This is a genomic window from Streptomyces sp. NPDC050418, from assembly GCF_044458745.1.
In the GTDB taxonomy this organism is placed as follows: domain Bacteria; phylum Actinomycetota; class Actinomycetes; order Streptomycetales; family Streptomycetaceae; genus Streptomyces.
The window spans coordinates 119,540-136,632 of the sequence record NZ_JBITIG010000007.1 but is presented as its reverse complement, the minus strand read 5'-3'; the positions used below and the strand labels follow the sequence as shown (position 1 = coordinate 136,632).

Sequence of the window (17,093 nt, the reverse complement as noted above, 5' to 3'; positions counted from 1 at the left end):
GATGACCCGAGACGACTCCGACGCCGCCCTGGTCGCCGACTCCCGAGAGCGTGCTGTGCGTGCGCTGCTGCGCCATCCCCCGCTGAAGCGGCTGTGGAGCGCGCAGTTCGTGGGCGGGATCGGCGACGCCCTCGCGCTGTTCGTGCTCGTCTGGATCACGGTCGAGGCCGCGTATGGCGAGCAGGTCTTCGGGGGCGGTTACCGCGGTGTCGCGTTCGCCGTCGCCGCGGTGTTCGGGGTCCGTATCCTCGCCACCTTGCTGTTCGGTGCCGTCCTGCTCGGACCGCTGACCTCGCTCACCGCGGCCGGCGGCCCGCTCGACCGGCGCTGGACCATGATCGTGGCGGACGGTCTGCGGGCCGTGCTGCTGATCATCGCGCCGCTGTGGATCGACTGGACCCCGGACAACGCGTTCGCCGTGCTGCTCGTGACCGGTTTCGTGCTCGGCGTCGCCGAGCGCTTCTGGACCGTCGCCCGCGAGAGCGCAGCCCCCGCGCTGCTGCCCGCGCCCCCGCTGGAGGGCGCGACGGTCCGCCCGCTGCCCGACCACACCGACGCGTTGCGGCGCCTGTCGCTGCGTACGGGCTTCATCGCGCTGCCCATCGGCGCCCTGGTGCTGATCGCCGCCGCGCTGGTCGGCAACCTCATCGGTGCCGGTGTGCTCTGGTTCGAGCAGCACCAGGGCGCGCTCGCCTCGTACATCGCGGCCGGGCTCTTCGCCGCTTCGCTGTCCGTCGTGTACTTCCTCGAGCTGCCCGACGCCCAGACCCCGCGTGCCCGTTCGCCGCTCGAAGGGCTGCGGAGGCCGAAGACCGGCAACGGCGTGGACAAGGGCCGTACGGGCGCCATCCCGCTGCTCGTCTTCGCCTGCGCCTCGGTGGCCGCGGGGATCGCGGCGGCCGTCGCCGTCGCCGTGCTGCACGCGAGGGACCTGGGCGGCGGTCCCGTGCTCTTCGGGATCTTCGTGACCGCGCTGACGGCCGGCACCGTGCTCGGCATCCGCGTCGCCCCCTCGGTGCTGCCCGCCTTCTCGCGCCGCCGGCTGCTCTCCCTCGCCGTCGCCGTCGCCGGGATCGCGCTGCTCGCCGCCGGTCTCGTACCGGACCAGACCACCGTCCTGCTGCTGCTCGCCCTCGCGGGCGTGGCCGCGGGCGTCGCCGCGAACACCGGGCACGCGCTGCTCGACCTGGAGGTCGAGGACTTCCGGCGCACGCGTACGACCGAGCATCTGCACGCCGCAGTCCGCGTCGCCGTCGCGCTCGCCGTGATCGTCGCGCCGGTGCTCGCCGGGCTGATCGGGGAGCACCGCCTGGAGAACGGCAAGTTCGTGTTCGCGCACGGCGGCGCCGCCTTCCTGCTGATGCTCGCCGGTGCGCTGCTGCTCCCGGTCGCCGCGCTGGTGCTCGCCAAGACCGACGACCGCTCCGGGGTCCCGCTGCGCCGCGACCTGACCGACGCGCTGCGCGGCGCCGAGCCCGCGCAGGCGCCCGCCGCCACCGGCTTCTTCATCGCCCTGGAGGGCGGCGACGGCGCCGGCAAGTCCACGCAGGCCGACGCGCTCGCCGAGTGGATCCGCGCCAAGGGCCACGAGGTCGTGCTGACCCGCGAGCCCGGTGCGACGCCGGTCGGCAAGCGGCTGCGCTCGATCCTGCTCGACGTCTCGTCCGCGGGTCTGTCCCACCGCGCCGAGGCCCTGCTGTACGCGGCGGACCGGGCCGAGCACGTCGACACGGTGGTGCGCCCGGCGCTCGAACGCGGCGCCGTCGTCATCACCGACCGCTACATCGACTCGTCCGTCGCCTACCAGGGCGCGGGCCGTGACCTCTCGCCGACCGAGATCGCCCGCATCTCGCGCTGGGCGACCGACGGTCTCGTACCGCATCTGACCGTGCTGCTCGACGTCGCGCCCGAGACGGCCCGCGAGCGGTTCACCGAGGCGCCGGACCGTCTCGAGTCGGAGCCCGCGGAGTTCCACGCGCGGGTGCGCGCCGGATTCCTCACGCTCGCCTCCGCCGACCCCGGGCGTTACCTCGTGGTCGACGCGGGGCAGGACCCCGAGGCCGTCACCACCGTCGTACGCCACCGGCTCGACCAGATGCTGCCGCTCTCCGACGCCGAGAAGCAGGCGCAGGACGACGCGCGCAAGGCGGCCGAGGAGGAGGCGCGGCGGCGCGCGGAGGAAGAGGCCGCGCGCAAGGCCGAGGAGGAGCGCCTGGAGCGCGAGCGCCAGGAGCAGCTGGCCCGGCTGCGCGCCGAGGAGGAGGAGCGCAAGCGCCGCGAGCTGGAGGAGGCGCGGCGCATCGAGGAGGAGCGGCAGGCCGAGGAGGCGCGGCAGCGTGCCGAGGAGGCCCGCCGGCTCGCCGAGGAGGAGCGCCGCCGGCGCGAGGCCGAGGAGCAGCTGCGGGCCGCCGAGGAGGAGCGCCGGCGCCGGCAGGCCGCGGAGGAGTCGCGGCTGCGGGCCGAGGCCGAGGAGCGGCGCGTCGACAAGCAGCGCAAGGCCGAGGAGGCGCTGGTCCGGGCCGAGGAGGCACGGCGCGCGGCGGCCGCCGCGGCGGCGCACGCGGAGTCGGAGTCCGAGATCACGGTGCCGACGCCGGTGGTGCGGGACTCCGAGGAGACCACGGTCACCACGCCGATCGTGACTCCGCCCCCGGCGTCGCCCGCCGAGGAGACGGCGGTGCTTCCGCCGGTGCGCGAGGAGGACATACGCCGCCAGGAGCCCGCTCCCGCACCGAAGCCCGCTCCCGCACGGCAGGACGACCCCGCCGACCGCGTACCGCCGGGCCTGTTCCGCGACGAGCGGCAGTCCGGCGGCGAGGACCGTACGCGGGAGCTGCCGCAGGTCGACGAGTCGGGCACGCCGCGGCGGGCCCGCTCGGACTGGGCGGAGGAGACCCCGCTCGACGATCTGCCGTCCCTCGCGGACGAGTTGCTGGGGGATCGGGACGAGGACGGGCGGGGGCGGCGGTAGGAGCGCCGCCCCGGGGGCACGGGGACGCGGACCGGGTTGTCAGTCCGGCGGTCCACAATGGACGGGTAGCCCAGGCGAGAGAGAGGCGGCGCCCCCATGCCCGTATGGGACGACCTGGTGGGTCAGGACCGGGTCACCGCGCAGCTGGACGCTGCCGCCAGGGATGCCGACGCCTATGTGACGGTCGCGGCCGACGGCGGTGAGCTGCCGTCGAGTTCGAAGATGACACACGCGTGGCTGTTCACCGGGCCGCCCGGCTCCGGCCGCTCCACCGCCGCGCGCGCCTTCGCCGCCGCGCTGCAGTGCGTGAGCCCGGACCGGGCGCTGGGCGGCGCACCCGGCTGCGGCTTCTGCGACGGCTGTCATACGGCACTCGTCGGGACGCACGCGGATGTGGAGGTGGTCCGCACCGACGTCCTGAGCATCGGCGTCAAGGAGACCCGCGACCTCGTGCGCCGCGCCCAGCTGTCCCCGGCGGGCGGCCGCTGGCAGGTGATCGTCCTGGAGGACGCCGACCGGCTCACCGAAGGCGCGGGCAATGTCCTGCTCAAGGCCGTCGAGGAGCCCGCGCCGCGCACGGTCTGGCTGCTCTGCGCGCCTTCGCTCGAGGACGTGCTGCCCACGATCCGCTCCCGCTGCCGCCACCTCACGCTGCGCACCCCGCCGGTGTCCGCGGTCGCCGACATCCTCGTACGGCGTGATGGCATCGAGCCGCCCGTCGCGGCGGCCGCGGCCCAGGCCACGCAGGGGCACATCGGCCGTGCGCGCCGCCTCGCGACGGATGAGCGGGCGCGGCAGCGCAGGGCCGCCGTGCTCAAGCTGCCGCTGCGGGTCGAGGACATCGGCGGCTGCCTCAAGGCGGCCCAGGAGCTGATCGACTCCGCGGCCGAGGACGCCAAGCAGCTCGCCGAGGAGGTCGACACCAAGGAGACCGAGGAGCTCAAGGCGGCGCTCGGCGCGGCGCAGGGCGGCCGGATGCCACGCGGCACCGCGGGCGTGATGAAGGACCTGGAGGACAAGCAGAAGCGGCGGCGCACCCGTACGCAGCGCGACACCCTCGACCTCGCGCTCACCGACCTCACCGGTTTCTACCGCGATGTGCTCGCCCTGCAGCTGGGCTCCCAGGTGGCCCTCGCCAACCTCGACCAGCGCGACAGTCTGGAGCGCCTGGCCCGGGGCTCCTCACCCGAGTCGACACTCCGCCGCATCGAGGCGATCTCCGCGTGCCGTGAGGCCCTGGAGAGCAATGTGGCACCACTGCTCGCGGTGGAGGCGATGACGATGGCGCTGCGGGCGGGCTGAGCGCGAACCGGCGGGCCTTCTCCCCTACGGACGGCTCTCCCGTACGTACACGAGGCGACGTCACTCGTACGAGGTGGCGCAACTGCACAGCGCGACCGCACCGTTACGCTCGGGTGATGCGCACCAAGGCCCCCCTCGCCCGTACCGCCGCCGCCCTGCTCGCGGCCGGGCTGCTCATCTCCGGCTGTACCGACGGCAGTTCGCCCGATCCCTCCGCCCGCTCCTCGCTCGACTCCGCGGCGCAGGAGGCCCTCAAGCCGTTCGCCACGCAGAAGTTGAAGTGGCGCGAGTGCGGTGTCCCGGGCTTCGAGTGCAGCACACTCCGGGCGCCGCTCGACTACGAGAAGCCGGACGGCGGCACGATCAAGCTGGCCGTCTCGCGCAAGAAGGCCACCGGGCCGGGCAAGCGCATCGGTTCGCTGCAGGTCAATCCCGGCGGCCCCGGCGGCTCAGCGATCGAGTACCTCCAGGCGTACGCGGGCCTCGCCTACCCCGCCCCGGTGCGCGCCCGCTACGACATGGTCGCGGTCGACCCGCGCGGCGTGGCCCGCAGCGAGCCTGTCGAGTGTCTCGGCGACAAGGCGATGGACGCGTACACGCAGACGGATGTCACGCCCGACGACGACCGCGAGCAGGACCGGCTCGTCGCGGCGTACAAGGAGTTCTCGGCGGGCTGCGAGGAGCGTTCGGCGAAGGTGCTGCCGCATGTCTCGACCGTCGAGGCCGCCCGCGACATGGATCTGCTGCGCGCGGTGCTCGGCGACGAGAAGCTGTACTACGTCGGTGCCTCGTACGGCACCTTCCTCGGTGCGACCTACGCGGAGCTCTACCCGGACCGGACCGGCCGGCTCGTGCTCGATGGCGCGATGGACCCGTCGCTGCCCGCCGAGCAGCTGAACCTGGACCAGACCGCGGGCTTCGAGACCGCGTTCAAGGCCTTCGCCGAGGACTGCATCAAGCAGCCCGACTGCCCGCTCGGCACCGAGAGCGCCGAGGACGCGGGGCGCCGGCTCTCGGCGTTCTTCCTGGAGCTCGACAAGAAGCCGATCCCGGCCGGGGACGACACCCGCAAGCTGGGGGAGTCCCTCGCGACGACCGGCGTCATCGCCGCGATGTACGACGAGGGGGCCTGGCCGCAGGCGCGCGACGGGCTCGCCGCGGCGATGCAGGACAACGACGGCTCGGGGCTCCTGATGCTCTCCGACAGTTACTACGAGCGCGGCCCCGACGGGAAGTACGGCAACATCATGTTCGCCAACGCGGCGGTCAACTGCCTCGACCTGCCGCCCGCTTTCGCCACCCCGGAGGACGCCGAGAAGGCGCTGCCCGACTTCGACAAAGCCTCGCCCGTCTTCGGCAAGGGCCTCGGCTGGGCCGGTCTGACCTGCGCGTACTGGCCGGAGAAGGCCACCGGTTCGGCCCACCGCATCGAGGCGGAGGGCGCGGCGCCGCTCCTGGTCGTCGGTACGACCCGGGACCCCGCGACCCCGTACAAGTGGGCGGAGTCGCTGGCCGGCCAGCTCGCGACCGGCACGCTTCTCACGTACGACGGCGACGGGCACACCGCTTACGGGCGGGGCAGTGACTGCATCGACTCGGCGGTCAACCGCTATCTCCTCGACGGGAAGACGCCGCAGGACGGGAAGAAGTGCTGACGGGCTCCCGGCCGGCCTGAGGGCCGCGGCGGGCGGGGCGTAATTCGATTGCCCCGTCCGCCGCCCGCCCGCCACGATCGCCGCATGATGACCTCGTACACCGCCGCCCTGCCGCTGACCGCCGCCGCCCTTCCGGTGCGCGCGCAGCAGCAGCCCGGCCGTCCACGGAGGCCCGCACCGCCGCTCGCGTGACCGCGGCCCTGGTCGCCGGGCTGCTCGCCGGATACGGGATCGCCCTCCCCGTCGGCGCCGTCGCGACCTATCTCGTCTCACTCACCGCCCGCACCTCGCTGCGCACCGGCGCCTTCGCCGCGCTCGGCGTGGCCAGCGCCGACGGCCTCTACGCCCTGGCCGCCACCCTCGGCGGCACCGCACTCGCCCCGCTCCTGGTCTCCGTGACGATCCCGCTCCTGTGGACCTCGGCCGCCGCCCTGCTCGCTCTGGCGGTACGGGGTGTTCTCACCGCGGTCCGTCAGTACCGGGGCGCGACGTCCGCGAGCCGCGCCGTACGCGAACTCGGGCCGGTCCGCGCGTACTTGAGCCTCCTGGGCATCACGCTGCTCAACCCCGTCACGATCGTCTACTTCACCGCGCTCGTCCTCGGTTCGGGCGCCGGTGCGCCCTCCGGGGCCGCCGAGCGGGCGGTGTTCGTCCTGGCCGCGTTCGCCGCGTCCGCGAGCTGGCAGCTGCTGCTCGCGGGCGGGGGCGCGCTGCTCGGGCGGCTGTTGACGGGGCGGCGGGGGCGGCTTCTGACGGCCGTCGGGTCGAGTGCGCTGATCGCGGGGCTGGCGGTGGCGATGGTGACCTGACGCGCCCGGCCTCTCCGGGAGACCATAAAAGGATCCACGGTTCCATTAGTGCGCCATCCTCTGCTACGGTTCCGGCATCGCTTAACGGAACACATGAACCGTTTGGGGGAGCCCATCATGTCCGCACTCACCGAGTCCCCGGCCGCCGCGCCGGGGACCTCCTCGATTCCCGCGCCTCAACTGCGTATGACAGGACGGCAGAAGCTCGTCCTCACGCTGCTCCTCGGCGCGCAGTTCATGATCGCCGTGGACTTCTCGATCCTGAACGTCGCGCTGCCCGTCGTCGGCGAGGGCCTCGGCTTCTCGCTGGCGCATCTGCAGTGGATCGCCACGTCCTTCGCGCTCGCCGCCGCCGGCTTCACCCTGCTCTTCGGGCGGCTCGCGGACCTCTTCGGCCGCAAGCGGCTCTTCCTCGGCGGCATGGCCCTGCTCGGCGCCTCCTCCGCCCTCGGCGGCTTCGCCACCTCGCCCGAGGTGCTCCTGACCGCCCGTGTGCTGCAGGGGCTCGCGACCGCGGCGGTCACCCCGGCCGGGCTCTCGCTCCTGACCACCACCTTCAAGGAAGGCCCGCTCAGGGAGCGGGCCCTGGGGCTCAACGGCGCTCTGATGTCGGCCGGCTTCACCGCCGGCGCGATCCTCGGCGGACTGCTCACCGAACTGCTCTCGTGGCGCTGGGCGTTCTTCGTCAACGTCCCCGTCGCCCTGCTGGTCCTCGTCCTCGCCCCGTCCGTGATCACCGAGTCCCGCCCCCGAGCTCTCGGCTCCGCTCGAACAGGGGGGACCCCCCTGGCCGCACGCCCGCGCCTCGACGTGTCCGGCGCCGTCGCCGTCACCGGCGGACTTCTCTCCCTCGTCTATGGCCTGACGCAGGCGGGCGAGACCGGCTGGACCGAGCCCGCCACGCTGCTCGCGCTCGGCGCGGGACTCGCGCTGCTCATCGGCTTCTGGTTCGTCGAGAAGCGGGCCACGGCGCCGCTCGTGCCCGTCCGCATCCTCAAGCGGCGCAGCGTCATCTGGGGCAACACCGCGGGGCTGATCGCCTTCGTCACCGAGACCTCGCTGGTCTTCCTGCTCACGCTCTACCTGCAGGAAGTCCTCGGCTACTCCGCCCTGGCCACCGGCCTCGCCTTCGGCGTCCTCGGCGTCGGCACCGTGCTCGGCGGTGCACTCGGCGGCCGCGTGGTCGGCCGCCACGGCAACCGGCGCACCATCGTCGCCGGCGGTCTCGTGCAGGCCGCTGCGACCGCGGCGCTGGTCGCGCTCGGGGCGTCGGGCGGCTGGATCTGGCTGCTGCTCGCGGCGACCTTCGTGGGCGGCGTCGGCAACATGCTGGTGATCGTCGGCTTCATGGTCACCGCGACCTCGGGCCTCCCGGACGAGGAGCAGGGCCTGGCCACCGGCCTCGCCACGATGACCCAGCAGGTCGGCATCACGCTCGGCATCCCCGTGATGAGCGCCCTCGCGACCGCACGGATGGGTGGCGCGACCGGCTCGGAGGCGGTCCTGTCCGGCGTCACCTTCGCGATCCTCGTCAACTCGCTGCTGGTCCTTGCGGGTTCGGTCCTCGCGGGTCTGTTCCTGAAGACCCGCAGGTGAGGTGACCGCCCCGCCTCCTCAGCGAGGCCGCCTGGCCGCTGCCACCCCCGCCTCCGCGCCTACGGCTCAGCGCGCTCGCCGAGGATCTCGACGCAGCTCCGCCAGGCGGCCTCGCTCAGGTCGGGCCTCATCGAGGTGAACAGGTCGAGGAGGCCGGCCCCGTGGCGCCGGCGGAAATCCTCGTCGATGACCGCGAGGTCGAGTTCGTTGGCGGCGGTCAGCTCCGCGAAGTCCCGGCGCTCCTGGGCGGTGGGGGTGCGGGTCTCGTCCGTGAAGCGGTCGCGGTACGTCCCCGTCGAGCCGTACGCGACCTTGCGGTCGCACGCCGCGTAGAAGTGCACGAGCTCTTCGGCCTCCGTGCCGATCGCGGCCACCAGCTCCGCCCGCCGCTCCAGCGGAAGCAGCGCCTGCGCGAAGCCGTCGGTGCCGTAGAACGCGTGGCACAGGCCCGCCAGTTGGAGATCGGGTCTCGCTCCCCAGTCCGCCAACTGTCTTTGTACGCGCTGGAGATGGGCCAGGAGCGTGCCGCCCGGATGGTCCATGGCGGTGGCTCCATGCTCGCGGAGGAGGCGGAGGGCAGGACCAGCGTCGGGTGTGATGTGCGGAGGGTGGGGCTGCATTGGCGGTCTCGCTTCCCTTGCGTCCGGTCATCGGTCCGCCCCATCCTCGCAGTTCGTGATCGCGCCGTGACTCTGACCCCGTACTCTCCCTGACCGTTGTGATCCAGGGGTGGGGAGCGGTTGTTGTGACGTACAGACGTGCGGTGGTTCCGGCGCTGACCGGAGGGCTCGTCCTGGCGGCGCTGTTGTGGTGGGCGGGGGCGAGCGCGCAGGCGCTCCATCTGCCCGGCGGTACCGAACTGTTCGGCCCCCGCGGCATGGCGCGGCTGCAGGAATGGCTCGCGCCGTGGGCGTACGAAGTGCCCGAGCGCATCGGACAGTACGGTGCGACCTCGGACGCCGAGCGCTACCGCGGCCTGTACGAGACCGGTATGCAGATCCGGTACGGCGCGGTGTTCGCCGCGTTCGTCGTGGGTGCCCTGGTCCTGATGCGCAGGCTGCCGCCGGCGGACGGGCGCCGGTTCTGGGCGTCGTACTTCCTGGTGTGGGCCTGGTGCGCGGTGGCCGGTGTGTTCGCCTCCGCGGCCTCGGCGCCCTGGCTGATCGCCTCGTACGGCAACGGGAGTTACCGCTTCCTGCCGCAGCTGGCGGGCTCGATCGGGAACGGTCTGCAGATCGTCATCGTCGCGGGCATCGCCGTCGCCCTGGTCACCGTGGTCATCGGCGCCATCGCCGCGCAGCGGCCGGTCGCGCAGAACGTCGTGCCCGCCCGGGCCGCCCGCTGGGCCGCCGCGCTCGGCACGCTGGTCGTCGCGGTCTCCGTCGTCGGCCTCTCGTACGACAAGGTCGTCATCGAGATCCAGGAGCGCGGCGCGGAGGCGGAGGCCGGCGAGCTGCTGCGCCGTCTGCTGCTGCTCGGCCTGTGGGCGGCGCCCGGCGACGGCGACATCGGCACCTGGCTGCTGCTGCGGCTCGCGGACGTGGCGCTGCTCGCGGTGGTGTGGTGGGTGCTGCGGATCCTGCCCGGGCTGCTGACTCGCGCCACGCTGGTGGCGATGACGGTCGGTGCGATCGGCGCGACCGTGCTCGGTCTGCTCGTCTCGCAGCTGGTCCGGGCGCTCACGCAGCTGGGCCGCGGCGAGGACGGCGTGTGGCTCAACCTCTCGGCCGCGCTCGGCGAACGCCTCCCGGCGGCACTGACCTTCGGCTTCCTGGCCGGCCTCGTGGCGACGCTCGCGGTACGGGTCGGGCTGCGGGGGGTTGATCCGGGGGTGAACGGTGAGCCGGTTGGGCCTGGTGGGCTGGGTGGGCCTGTGAGTCCGGTCGGTCCGGTGGCTGCCGCTGTGAGTGGTGAGGCCGGGGCGAGTGAGGCGGCGGGGGCTGCAGGGGCTGCGGGGGCCGCAAAGGAGACGGAGCCGGGGGAGGGGACGGAGCCGGAGGAGGCGGCGAACGAGTCGGCGTCCGCGCCCGTGGTGGAGCCCGAGCCTGAGGGCGAGCCCGACTCCGCGCCCGAGTCGGAGAAGGTTTCCCTGGCGAAGACGGAGGCGGAGGGCGCCGAGCCTGAGCCCGAGGCTGCGGCTGAAGCGGCGACACCGGAGGTGTCGTCGGCTGAGGAGCCGGACGCCGAGCAGGACATGACGCCGGAGACCGAGGCGGACGCGGAGGCGGAGACCGAGCCCGAGCCCGCCGCCGAACCCGAGCCTGTCGCTGACACCAAGCCCGAGCCGGACACCGAACCGAACCCTGAGCCCGCCCCCGACCCGGACAGCCCACCCTCCCCCAACACCCCGAAGTCCGGCGAGCACGCGGCAGTCTGACCCGCGAGCCCCACGCCTCCGCGACCGCGGCGGCAGCCGTCCCCGTCTCCGGCCGGCTGCCGCTACGGTCTCCCGGGAGCGCTCACTCCTCGTGCCCGTACACGAGCGTCAGGACCTGGAACTCCCGCTCGTACGCCTGCCCGGAGATCCCCGCGAGCGCGCCCGTCCCCGAGCCGGGCACGATCTTGCCCTCGCTGCTCTGGACCGCACCGTCCGCGAGCCCGCTGTGCAGGATCACGAACGTTCCCGCACGGCCGTCGAGCGTCCCGGTGATCCGTTCCGACGCGACGTATCCACCGCCGGCGCCGCCCTGCACGGTCAGCACCTCGGCCACCCCGTCCCCGACGATCACGCCGTCGTACCGCTTCCGCAGGACGACCCGGGTCCGCTTGGGTCCGTCACCGGGCTCCTCGTACACGTCCTCCTTCATGTCGACGATCTCGAACTTGGCCTCGACGGTGCGCAGTTGATCACTCATGCCGAGCAGGTTAGATCGCTCGCCACCCGGACGCAGCCGGGCCACCGGATCCGTCCGGGCGCGGTGGCTCAGCCCAGCGACTGGGCGAGGCCGACGATGACGCCCTCAGGGCCCCGTACGTAACAGAGCAGATAGCTGTCCTCGTACCGCGCGATCTCGCCGATCACCTCACCGCCGTGCGGTGCGAGGCGGGCCACGGTGTCATGGAGGTCGTCGACGGCGAACATGACGCGATGCGTGCCGAGGATGTTGTGCGGCTTGTTGCGCGGGCCCTCGGTGATCACGGCGGGCTCGTGGTACTTCGACAGCTCGAGCCGGCCCTGCCCGTCCGGCGTCCGCACCATCGCGATGTCACAGCGCACGCCGTCGAGCCCGGTGCACTGGTCGGCCACGGGCCCGGACATTTCCATCCGGCCCTCCAGCTCCATCCCGAGCTCCTCGAAGTACGCGATGGCGGCCTCCATGTCCTCGACGACGATGCCGACGTTGTCCATCCGCTGAACAGCCATCCGACGCTCCTCCGGTCCTCCGTGAATGTGGCCAACTTGTGCTCGACCTGTGATCGTCTGCAAATTACCCGCCGGTAGCGTGAGTCGCCGACCACGCAGGAACAGGAAGGCGCCACCCCCCACATGAACGGCACGATCGACGGGTTCAGCTATGGGGCGGTGACTCCCGTCGCCGGTTACATCATGGCGTGTTTCGGCAGCGCCCTAGGGCTCCGCTGCACCACACGCTCCCTCTTGTTCACGAAATCGCTGCGCCCCGGCTGGCTGGCGCTGGGCGCCGGCGCCATCGGCTCCGGGATCTGGAGCATGCACTTCATCGCGATGCTGGGCTTCAGTGTCCAGGAGGTCCCGGTCGGCTACAACTGGCCGATGACGTACGGCAGTCTGGCCGTTGCGATCGTGATGGTGAGCATCGGCGTCTTCATCGTCGGCTACCGCAAGGCGACCGTCTTTGCGCTCCTGACCGGAGGCGTCATCACCGGCCTCGGCGTGGCGACGATGCACTACATGGGCATGGCCGCGATGCGGATGGACGGCGCCTCGCTCCGCTACGACACGGGCACGGTCGCCCTCTCCGCCCTGATCGCCGTCGTGGCGGCGACGGCCGCGCTGTGGGCGTCGGTCCAGGTCAAGGGCCTGCTGTGGAGCCTGGGTGCGGCCCTCATCATGGGCGTCGCGGTGACGGGCATGCACTACACGGGCATGGCGGCGGTCAAGGTCCACATCCACTCCACGGCCGACATCTCGGCGTACGGCACGTCCTCCTTCGACATGCTCGTCCCGATGCTCATCGGCCCTCTCGCCTTCCTCGCCCTCGCGGGAGCGGTCGTCATGATCGACCCCCTGATGATCTCCGCCCCGGACGCGCACGGGGCCACTGCCCCGCGCCGCCTGTCCGTGGACCTTCCGTCGCTCGCGTCGCAGAGTGGCGGGCGGGAGCGGGAGCGGGAGCGGGAGCAGGGGCGTGAGCGGGAACGGGTGCGGGTCGGCTGACCCCCAACTGGTGGCGCTGAGCGCCGGGTTGCCCGTACGGTGCCACTAGTAGACACATGTCAACTAGTGGGGTGGAGCCATGATCACAGGTGTCAGGCGGGGCGGTACGCAAGCGGTGCCCTGCAGCGTGTCGGCGGCTGCCGTGCTGATCTCCTCGCGTTCGATGGATCGATGAGCCCCGCCCTGTTCGCCGCGTCCGCCTTGTCCGACGCCAACGCCGCGCACACGCTGTCAGCCCTGCCCGACCTGCTCACCCACCCCATTGCGGCCGGCCCACCGGACACCGGGTTCATGGTCCCCTCCTTCGTCCTGGGGTTCCTCTTCACCTTCGTCCCGGCGCTGCTCGCCCGGCGGCTGCTGAACCTGCGGTCCGGGGTGTTCCGGGTCGCGTTCTGCATCCTCGTGGCCATCACCATCAGCGGTTCCACCGTGGGACGGACCATGGGGCAGGGCGACGAGTGGTCGCTGGCGACCGTCTTCTGGGGTGTCACGCTCGCCCTCACCATGCTGTTCCTGCTCCTCCTCGAAGCCTTCGTCCCGCACGGCGTCGGCCCGGTCGGTCTGGCCAAGGAGCTCTACGGCCGCCTCCTGCGCGCACGCCGCTACGCCCAGGTCAGCACCATCTCCACCCGATCCGGACTGCCCCGCTTCGCCGCCGACCGCCCCAGCCGCAACGGCCCCGAACGCAACGCCGCCTTCGCCGCCGCCCTGCGCCGTACGCTGGAGGAGAGCGGCGTCACCTTCGTGAAGCTCGGCCAACTGCTCTCCACGCGGCGCGACTTGCTGCCGCCCGAGTTCATCGACGAGCTGAGCAAGCTGCAGAACGAGGTCCCGCCCTCCCCGGCGGACCAGGTCCGTGAGCAGCTGCGCACCGAACTCGGCGCGGCCCCCGAGGAGTTCTTCGCGGACTTCGACCCCACCCCGCTCGCAGCCGCCTCCATCGCACAGGTCCACCGGGCGACCCTGCCCGACGGGGGCCCGGTCGTGGTGAAGGTGCAGCGCCCCGGGATCGTCCGCATCGTCGACCGCGACCTCGACATCGTGCGGCGGGTGGCCCGCACGTTGGAGCGCCGCTTCGCCTGGGCCCGCAGCATCGGCGCCGCCGACCTGGCCGAGGGCTTCGCGGACTCGCTCCGCGAGGAGCTCGACTTCCGCATCGAGGCCCGCAACCTCGCCACGATCGCCGCCGCCGGCGCCGGCCACTCGCCGGTCCGGCTCCCGCAGGTGCACACGGAACTGACGACGACCCGCGTCCTGGTGATGGAGGCACTCGACGGCATCCCCCTGGGCAGCGCCGACAAGGTCCTGGCCGACCGCGGCACCGACCGCGAGGCCCTTGCCCGTACGCTCCTGGAGACCCTGCTCCGCCAGATCATGGTCGACGGCGTCTTCCACGCCGACCCGCACCCCGGCAACATCCTCCTGCTGCCCGACGACACCCTCGCCCTGATCGACTTCGGCTCGGTCGGCCGCCTGGACACCCTGCTCCAGGGCTCGCTGCAGCGCCTCCTCGTCGGCATCGACCAGCGCGACCCCGCGGGCGTCCGCGACGCGTTCATCGAGATCATGGACCGCTCGGACGCGGTGGACGGCGAGGCCCTCGAACGCTCCCTCGGCCGCTTCATGGCCCGCCACCTCGGCCCGGGCCTGACGCCCGACGTCGAGATGTTCACGGACCTCTTCCGCATCGTCTCCGCGCACGGCGTCGCCGTCCCGGCCGAAGTGGCCGCGGTCTTCCGTGCGTTGGCCACTCTGGAGGGCACGCTCGCCCATCTCGCGCCGGGCTTCAACATCGTCAACGAGTCCCGCGCCTTCGCCGACCGCGAGATCACCGCCCAACTGCGCCCGGACTCCCTGCGCGAGGTCGCCCGCGACGAACTCGTCTCCCTGCTCCCGCTCCTGCGCCGCATCCCGCGCCGCGTGGACCGCATCACGGCGGACCTGGAACGCGGCGCCTTCACCGTCAACACCCGCATGTTCGCCCACCCCGCGGACCAGCGCGTCCTCTCCACCCTCCTCCACCAGGCCCTCACGGCGGTCCTGGCCGCGACCACCGGCCTCATGTCGGTCGTCCTCCTGTCGAGCACGGGCGGTCCCCGCGTCTCGGACGAACTCCGCCTCTACGAGGTCTTCGGCTACAACCTGCTCGTGCTGAGCGTGATCATGATGTTGAAGGTGTTGGTCGGGGGGTTCCGGCGGGCCGGGGGCGGGGCGGCACCCTGATGCGGCCGGCGGGCACTAGGTCCGCGCTGTACGCACCTGCTCCGCCGTGCGCTCGTACGCGTCCGCCGCCCGGTTGAAGTAGTCGAACAGGATGTTCAGCTTGTCAGGGCTGTAGCCGCGGAGGATCCGGGCGATCTCCTCGCGGGCGGGAGCCATCACCTCGTCGAGGTCGGCGGGCTGGCCGACGGGCTCGACGATCACCTTGCGGCGGTCGGTGGGGTCGGCGGCACGGCGGACGTAGCCGGCCTGTTCGAGCCGGTCGATCAGCCGGGTGGTGGGCCCGGTGGTCAGCCCGGTGCGAGCGCCGAGCTCGCCGGGTGTCAGAGGGCCGGTCAGCTCCAGGGTGTTGAGCGCGTACAGGTCGGTGGCGCCCAGTCCGCATGACTTGGCGCTTGCGTGCCCGTGCACCATCACCGCGCTCAGATACCGGCGATAGATACGCGATGCCTCGGCCGGCGTTGACACTGCCTCACCCACTCCCTAGTCTCTTCTCTAAGGAAGAGACTTCTTCGACGAAGAAAGCTCTCTGGAGAAGATTCTATGGGAAGGGTACGGCCATGACCAGCACCGTGACCAGCGAGAACGCGACCTCCGGCGAGGAGCCCGCCACCTCCGCGGATGGGCCCGCCCCCACCCAGCCGCGCCCGCGGAACCGCCGCCGCACCCTCAAGCGGGCACTGGGCGCCACCGTGCTCGGCCTCGCGGTCGTAGCCGCCGGCGGCTACTTCTGGCTCGACGCCACCTCCGACGTCCAGCGCGTCGGCGCCGAAACCTGCGGCGAGGTCATCCCCGCCGACGCCGACCGCCGCGACGGCGAGGCCGTCTGCGGCACCCTCGACGCGCTCGCCGACGCGTGGGAACGCGGGGACGCGGAGGCGTACGGCCGCCAGTTCACCGAGGACGGCACGTACACCACGTACATCGGAAGCCACTACGAGGGCCGCGCCGACATCACCGAGAGCCACCGCGCGCTCTTCAACGGCTTCCTCAAGGACAGCAAACTCGCCGCCCGCTACCTCGACATGCGCTTCCTCACCAAGGACGTCGCCGTCCTCACGAGCCGCGGCGCGGATTACACCGGCGACAAGCCGGACACGGACGACCTGACGAAGATCACGACGTTCACCCTGGTCCGCGGCAGTGGCAGTGGCAGCGGCAGTGGCAGCGGCAGCGGCGACGCCGACGGAGCCTGGCGGATCGCCGCGTTCCACAACACGGAGCGCAGCAATGTGATGGAGCGCTTCTCGTTCATCTTCGACCCGGAGAGCAAGCCGGCTGCGGAGAAGTAGCGCGCCCACACTGCACATCCCGCCTGACGCAGACGGTGCTGACGTACTCACGTACGCGGATGCAGGCCCTCGCCGACGAGGTCCGACATCACGCGCCGCCGAGCTTGTCGAGGTCGGGAGCGTAGACGGTCATCCAGTGCGGGTTCAGCCGGTAGTACACGACCTCGCGGTTCCAGTCGAAGCTGTCGTCGCCGTAGAAGTCCTTCAAGTAGGCGAGGAGTTCCTCCCAGTCGGCCGTCGGCTCGGCGTCCACGGGGTTCATCTCCTCCACCGTGCCGTGGGTGAACACGCCGAGATCCTCGCCGCGCATGTGCGCGACGCTGGCGGCCGGACGGGCCGCGAGGTGACGGGCCTTGGCGGCGTTGCGCGCCGTGCCGAAGTACCACCGGCCGTGCAGGAAGTGCCCGTCGGCGCCGCTGATCCGCGGTTCGCCCTTCGCGGTCACGGTGGAGAGGGCGAGCGTGCACATGCCGGTGAGGACCCCGGTGAGCTGCGCCGCCGAGATGGTGCGGCCCTCGACGATCGAGCGGAGGTGTGCGGTCGAGCCGGAGAGGGAGGAGTCGAGGAGGGCCTGGAGCTTGTCGAGTTCTTCTGAGGTTTCGCGCATACGTCGATCGTCGGCGGTAAACCCGCCATCTTCTGTCGTCATTGATGAAGCGGCGGTGAGGTTGCTCTGTGCGGGTCACGGTCGGCGCTGGGGGTTCGATGCTCCGCGGGTGCGCCCGGACATGCAAAAACCCCAGGTCACGGGTGATGTGACCTGGGGTTTCAACTGAGCCGCCTTCGGGATTCGAACCCGAGACCTACGCATTACGAGTGCGTTGCTCTGGCCATCTGAGCTAAGGCGGCACCGCGGGTGATGTGTACGAGGTCGTACGAGAACCTCTCCCC

At 72.1% G+C, this 17,093-nt stretch carries 14 protein-coding genes and 1 tRNA gene; 9 read left to right on the top strand and 6 right to left on the bottom strand.

All coding sequences use genetic code 11. The features are described from left to right. Window position 1: 1 nt before the first annotated feature. From tmk to ACIBI4_RS18325, 5 genes are all read left to right on the top strand, one after another. Window positions 2–2,971, top strand: a complete 2,970-nt coding sequence (gene tmk / locus ACIBI4_RS18345) for a dTMP kinase (protein ID WP_399204947.1) — start codon at window positions 2–4, stop codon at window positions 2,969–2,971. Between the two features lie 96 nt (window positions 2,972–3,067). Next, entirely contained in the window at window positions 3,068–4,273 is a 1,206-nt protein-coding gene (locus ACIBI4_RS18340; protein WP_399204946.1) for a DNA polymerase III subunit delta', read from the top strand. Between the two features lie 116 nt (window positions 4,274–4,389). Next, window positions 4,390–5,928, top strand: coding sequence for an alpha/beta hydrolase (locus tag ACIBI4_RS18335; RefSeq protein ID WP_399204945.1), 1,539 nt, complete (start codon window positions 4,390–4,392; stop codon window positions 5,926–5,928). 188 nt (window positions 5,929–6,116) lie between these two features. Then, complete coding sequence (locus ACIBI4_RS18330) at window positions 6,117–6,737, top strand: LysE family transporter (protein WP_399204944.1); 621 nt, start codon at window positions 6,117–6,119, stop codon at window positions 6,735–6,737. A gap of 117 nt (window positions 6,738–6,854) precedes the next feature. Then, window positions 6,855–8,333: an MFS transporter gene (locus ACIBI4_RS18325; protein WP_399204943.1), complete on the top strand. Its 1,479-nt coding sequence runs from the start codon at window positions 6,855–6,857 to the stop codon at window positions 8,331–8,333. A gap of 59 nt (window positions 8,334–8,392) precedes the next feature. Here the strand turns inward: ACIBI4_RS18325 and ACIBI4_RS18320 are convergent, their stop codons facing one another. After that, window positions 8,393–8,953, bottom strand: coding sequence for a DUF6817 domain-containing protein (locus ACIBI4_RS18320; protein ID WP_399204942.1), 561 nt, complete (start codon window positions 8,951–8,953; stop codon window positions 8,393–8,395). A gap of 125 nt (window positions 8,954–9,078) precedes the next feature. Here ACIBI4_RS18320 and ACIBI4_RS18315 point away from each other — a divergent pair, with 125 nt between their 5' ends. Next, window positions 9,079–10,710, top strand: a complete 1,632-nt coding sequence (locus tag ACIBI4_RS18315; RefSeq protein ID WP_399204941.1) for a hypothetical protein — start codon at window positions 9,079–9,081, stop codon at window positions 10,708–10,710. A gap of 82 nt (window positions 10,711–10,792) precedes the next feature. Here the strand turns inward: ACIBI4_RS18315 and ACIBI4_RS18310 are convergent, their stop codons facing one another. Both ACIBI4_RS18310 and ACIBI4_RS18305 read right to left on the bottom strand, forming a co-directional pair. After that, window positions 10,793–11,188, bottom strand: a complete 396-nt coding sequence (locus tag ACIBI4_RS18310) for a DUF3224 domain-containing protein (RefSeq protein WP_399204940.1) — start codon at window positions 11,186–11,188, stop codon at window positions 10,793–10,795. Between the two features lie 68 nt (window positions 11,189–11,256). Then, window positions 11,257–11,697: a VOC family protein gene (locus tag ACIBI4_RS18305; protein ID WP_399204939.1), complete on the bottom strand. Its 441-nt coding sequence runs from the start codon at window positions 11,695–11,697 to the stop codon at window positions 11,257–11,259. Between the two features lie 123 nt (window positions 11,698–11,820). Here ACIBI4_RS18305 and ACIBI4_RS18300 point away from each other — a divergent pair, with 123 nt between their 5' ends. Continuing rightward, on the top strand, window positions 11,821–12,690 hold the full coding sequence (locus ACIBI4_RS18300) for an MHYT domain-containing protein (protein ID WP_399204938.1): 870 nt from the start codon (window positions 11,821–11,823) through the stop codon (window positions 12,688–12,690). 171 nt (window positions 12,691–12,861) lie between these two features. Then, a complete protein-coding gene (locus ACIBI4_RS18295; protein WP_399204937.1) occupies window positions 12,862–14,913 on the top strand; it encodes an ABC1 kinase family protein in 2,052 nt (683 codons plus the stop codon). A gap of 15 nt (window positions 14,914–14,928) precedes the next feature. Here ACIBI4_RS18295 and ACIBI4_RS18290 read toward each other — a convergent pair whose 3' ends face one another. After that, window positions 14,929–15,378, bottom strand: a complete 450-nt coding sequence (locus ACIBI4_RS18290; protein WP_399204936.1) for a MarR family winged helix-turn-helix transcriptional regulator — start codon at window positions 15,376–15,378, stop codon at window positions 14,929–14,931. A gap of 92 nt (window positions 15,379–15,470) precedes the next feature. Between ACIBI4_RS18290 and ACIBI4_RS18285 the strand changes: the two genes are divergently transcribed. After that, window positions 15,471–16,202, top strand: a complete 732-nt coding sequence (locus tag ACIBI4_RS18285) for an SgcJ/EcaC family oxidoreductase (RefSeq protein WP_399204935.1) — start codon at window positions 15,471–15,473, stop codon at window positions 16,200–16,202. An 88-nt stretch (window positions 16,203–16,290) separates the two neighbouring features. On the opposite strand, the gene ACIBI4_RS18280 is transcribed toward ACIBI4_RS18285, so the two are convergent. Beyond that, on the bottom strand, window positions 16,291–16,809 hold the full coding sequence (locus ACIBI4_RS18280; protein ID WP_399204934.1) for a pyridoxamine 5'-phosphate oxidase family protein: 519 nt from the start codon (window positions 16,807–16,809) through the stop codon (window positions 16,291–16,293). 168 nt (window positions 16,810–16,977) lie between these two features. Beyond that, window positions 16,978–17,051: transfer RNA gene (locus ACIBI4_RS18275), tRNA-Thr, on the bottom strand. Window positions 17,052–17,093: the final 42 nt, after the last annotated feature.

Coding starts and splice junctions, on each gene's coding strand:
- tmk (WP_399204947.1), top strand. CDS start 2: ATGACCCGAGACGACTCCGACGCCGCCCTGGTCGCCGACTCCCGAGAG.
- ACIBI4_RS18340 (WP_399204946.1), top strand. CDS start 3,068: ATGCCCGTATGGGACGACCTGGTGGGTCAGGACCGGGTCACCGCGCAG.
- ACIBI4_RS18335 (WP_399204945.1), top strand. CDS start 4,390: ATGCGCACCAAGGCCCCCCTCGCCCGTACCGCCGCCGCCCTGCTCGCG.
- ACIBI4_RS18325 (WP_399204943.1), top strand. CDS start 6,855: ATGTCCGCACTCACCGAGTCCCCGGCCGCCGCGCCGGGGACCTCCTCG.
- ACIBI4_RS18320 (WP_399204942.1), bottom strand. CDS start 8,953: ATGCAGCCCCACCCTCCGCACATCACACCCGACGCTGGTCCTGCCCTC.
- ACIBI4_RS18310 (WP_399204940.1), bottom strand. CDS start 11,188: ATGAGTGATCAACTGCGCACCGTCGAGGCCAAGTTCGAGATCGTCGAC.
- ACIBI4_RS18305 (WP_399204939.1), bottom strand. CDS start 11,697: ATGGCTGTTCAGCGGATGGACAACGTCGGCATCGTCGTCGAGGACATG.
- ACIBI4_RS18300 (WP_399204938.1), top strand. CDS start 11,821: ATGAACGGCACGATCGACGGGTTCAGCTATGGGGCGGTGACTCCCGTC.
- ACIBI4_RS18295 (WP_399204937.1), top strand. CDS start 12,862: ATGAGCCCCGCCCTGTTCGCCGCGTCCGCCTTGTCCGACGCCAACGCC.
- ACIBI4_RS18285 (WP_399204935.1), top strand. CDS start 15,471: ATGACCAGCACCGTGACCAGCGAGAACGCGACCTCCGGCGAGGAGCCC.
- ACIBI4_RS18280 (WP_399204934.1), bottom strand. CDS start 16,809: ATGCGCGAAACCTCAGAAGAACTCGACAAGCTCCAGGCCCTCCTCGAC.